The organism is Fluviicola sp. (genome assembly GCF_030151805.1).
Taxonomy (GTDB): domain Bacteria; phylum Bacteroidota; class Bacteroidia; order Flavobacteriales_D; family Crocinitomicaceae; genus Fluviicola.
Genome location: NZ_JASLCN010000083.1, coordinates 1 through 3,561 on the forward strand (window position 1 = coordinate 1; position 3,561 = coordinate 3,561).

Below are 3,561 nucleotides of genomic sequence, written 5' to 3' on the forward strand. Positions count from 1 at the left end.
CAATGAACTGATTACTTTCACTTTATCAAACTACGAGAATATGAACAAACCGATCATGTCACTACCCTGCAAGCAATCGCACGAGCGAATGCAACAGCGTGACGGAGGCTATTACTGTGAGAGCTGCGAAAAAGTTCTCAGTGATTTTCGTCAGAAGACAAATGAGGAAATTCGCCAGGTTATTACTGCAAATCCCGGAAAAGTTTGTGGCATATTCAATCACAATCAAATCAGTTCTAAAATTTCACATGTTGCATTGTCAGGTGCTTCCTATCGGGTTGGGCTATCGTTACTGGGTATACTTGGTTTTTTGGGTCCGGTAGTCTCTTCTTGTGAATCAGCTCCGGATGATGCAACAGTTGTGAAACAAAAAGCGTTCAATAAGCTGAAATTTCCGATGAGCATCAGCGGTCAGATTAAAGATGAAAAAACGGGTTTACCCCTGGCAAAATCACCGGTAGAAATCCAACAAAACGGAAAGACCATTTTAAAAGGGCTGACGGATGAAAAGGGAAATTTCGAATTGATCGTTCAGGAAAAAGATCTGAAAAATGAAACGTTTGACCTGATTTACCTTTCCAAAAATCACCTTGCAGATACGCTTTCCAAACAACAATTAAAATCCTTTGGAAAAGGAAAAAAACTGGTCCTGACCTTAAAAGCAGAAGCAGCAAAATGCAAACTAAAGACAGGAGAACTTCCCGTACAAGAAATAACCGGAGATGTCATTGTAGAGGGAGAAATTGCCTCGGAAAACTATGAATCGCCAACTCCCGGAGTTCCGGTCCTGGAAGAAAAACAGTAGCCATTCACTAACACCAACATAAGAATTTCCACCTGCTACCTGAATCAAACAAGGGGTCTCGCCAAAACGGGCTCCTTGTTTTTGTTTAAAGTCGCTTCCCGGAATTTTAGGTGATTCTTGAATTTCCCATAGATGCAGCGGAAATTATTGGATTCCGTATTGCTTTGCAGCCATGTCTACAAATCCAAAACCGAATTTGTACAGGTTCGCATCCGTGATCAGGATAAACACCACTTTGTTTTCTTTCAGCTTGCGATCCAGATTCTGATGCTTCACCAATGTTTCCTTTGTGAATGTTGCCGGGTAAATCTGTTCATTGTAATACCAGAATTCACCTTCTTTAAACAGGAAATGAGAAACATTTGCATTAAACGGTCCCCAATAAAAACTGTCTGCGATCACCAATACTTTCGGATCTGTTTTCTTTGCTTTCCGGCTCGGATGAAATTCAGGATAAGCCAACTCCAACTCAGGAAGTTCAACCATCAGATTCATCACGCGGCCAATATCATCGTCATCCAGCCAGGGTTTTGAAGAGGGAACGATTTTATCAAGTACATATCTGGGAAGATCGCAATGACAGGCATTCGAAACGTATTTTGTCATCGAATCAACTGCCAGAGACTGACCGTAAGCTGTCCAGTGAATCCCGGTTTTCGAAAACAACGGATATTTGGTCGTGTTTTTCATCGACTCAAACCACTGATGCATGTCGATATTCCGGATAGCATGCTTCTCAAACTGATCTTTGTATTCCTGGTAATTGGTTCTTTTTCGGGTTTGATGATAGCGATCCGGGACAAATTCCGGAAGATAACTCGCTTTTCCGGGAGCCAAAATAACGGCCAGCGTAATTCCCTTCTGATCTAGGGTATCCTGAATTCGCTTCAATTTCCGAACCATTCCGGAAACTTCCTTCTCACCAACAAAATCAGTTCCGTAGTACGCTTTGATATAATTCTCTTCATACAAATAACCTTCCTTCCCAACAATCACGCCTGCAGCATTCGCCTTGCTGAAAAGCGAATAATTCCATTGATTGTAAAAGCGCACCCATCCTGGCCGGAATCCTGTGTGTTCCGAAATGTATAACTCCTGTTTTTCCTGGTATTTCCCTAAAAACCAGCTTTCCTTGTTTAATGGAGGTTTTTCCGACAATTGATACGATCCTTTCAACGGCGTTTCTTCGAAAAAGCGAAACTTGTGCTGAATCATCGGGAGAAACATCAAAGCGATTACAGTACCGAAAAGGAACTGCTTCAAACGTTTATATTTTTTCGATTCTTTCATCTTAAAAACGGAAATAAATAAACGGATTGAATCCGGATGAAATAACTGCACTGGAGCTGATTATGAATAAAATCACTGCCAGCAACAGAAAGGTTCCATGAACCCGCATGGAATACTTGTTTCTGTCGAACACGAATTGCTGCATGCGCTGACCAACCGACAAAGCAGGCAGGAATGCAAACAGTAATGCGATGACTAAAACAGGCCAAAAAGATGGAATGGTCACCACGTTTGTTCCCGGACTGAATTCAAAGAGTTTTCCTAAATACATGCCCATTTTCCCGATATCTTCAATGCTGAAAATCACCCAGCCGATCATTACGACCAGAAACGTAAACGGAATAGCAATAAGAGCCCCCACTTTGTTCAATACTTTCAAGAGGAAAATCCGGTCGAGAATCAGGAAAGTTCCATGAAAAGCTCCCCAAATAATAAAATTCCACGAAGCTCCGTGCCAGAAACCCGATAAAATGAAGACCAAAGCCAGGTTGAAATACAGGCGGTACTTACTCGAAACGCGGTTTCCGCCCAACGGTATGTACAAATAATCGCGCATGAAATTTCCCAATGTCATGTGCCAGCGACGCCAAAACTCGGTAATACTTTTCGAACTGTAGGGACTGTTGAAGTTTTCCGGGAAATGGAAGCCCATGATTTTCCCCAATCCGATTGCCATATCCGAATATCCCGAAAAATCGAAGTAAATCTGCATTGTATAAGCCAGGATCCCGATCCATGCAGTTGCAGTACTCATCTGAGCCAAATCGCCCTTAAAAATCTCCTGTACCTGCTCCGCCATTACATTTGCGATCAGTACTTTTTTTCCCAACCCGATGCAAAAGCGGTAAAACCCGATCAGTTTTTCATCAATATTCTCCTTGCGTTCGATCACCTCATCTGCAATTTCCTGGAAACGCACAATTGGTCCGGCAATCAATTTCGGGAAAGCCAGCAGATACAATAAATAATCTTTCAGATTCTTCAGCGGAGCATGTTTTCCCCTGTAAACATCCATCGTATACGTGATCGATTCAAAGGTGAAAAACGAAATCCCAATTGGCATAATGACCTTCGTCCAGGTAATTTGATTAAACCCTAAACTATTCAGAAAAACGTTGGTGTTTTCAATGAAGAAATTCGAATATTTAAAATAGGCCAAAAGACCTAAATTAACTGTCAGTGAGAGAATGAGAAGTATTCGTTTCTTCCTGACCGTTTCAGAGCGGTAAATGGTCCGAACCAAAAGGAAGTCCAGGAGCGAAGTTCCAAGCAGCATAAAAACAAAAACCGGTGCTCCCCAGGTATAGAACAGAATACTAAAGATGAAGATTACCCAATTCTTCATCGCTTTTGGCACTACGTGATAAACAAGCAGGAAAAAGGGTAGAAAGTAAAATAAGAATATTGCGCTGCTAAATACCACTCATCAGAATTAGGATTTCGAAGATAACAAAAATGCCCCCTTT

At 41.7% G+C, this 3,561-nt stretch carries 3 protein-coding genes; 1 reads left to right on the plus strand and 2 read right to left on the minus strand.

All coding sequences use genetic code 11. The features are described 5' to 3' along the window. Positions 1 to 805, plus strand: an 805-nt coding sequence (locus tag Q1V93_RS03280) for a hypothetical protein (RefSeq protein ID WP_300661397.1), incomplete at its 5' end; no start/stop codon positions are given. 144 nt (positions 806 to 949) lie between these two features. Here Q1V93_RS03280 and Q1V93_RS03285 read toward each other — a convergent pair. Together Q1V93_RS03285 and Q1V93_RS03290 are read right to left on the minus strand one after the other, a co-directional pair. After that, positions 950 to 2,068 (minus strand): hypothetical protein, encoded by a 1,119-nt coding sequence (locus Q1V93_RS03285; RefSeq protein ID WP_300661400.1) that lies wholly within the window; start codon positions 2,066 to 2,068, stop codon positions 950 to 952. 28 nt (positions 2,069 to 2,096) lie between these two features. After that, positions 2,097 to 3,440 (minus strand): MBOAT family O-acyltransferase, encoded by a 1,344-nt coding sequence (locus Q1V93_RS03290; RefSeq protein WP_300661403.1) that lies wholly within the window; start codon positions 3,438 to 3,440, stop codon positions 2,097 to 2,099. Positions 3,441 to 3,561: the final 121 nt, after the last annotated feature.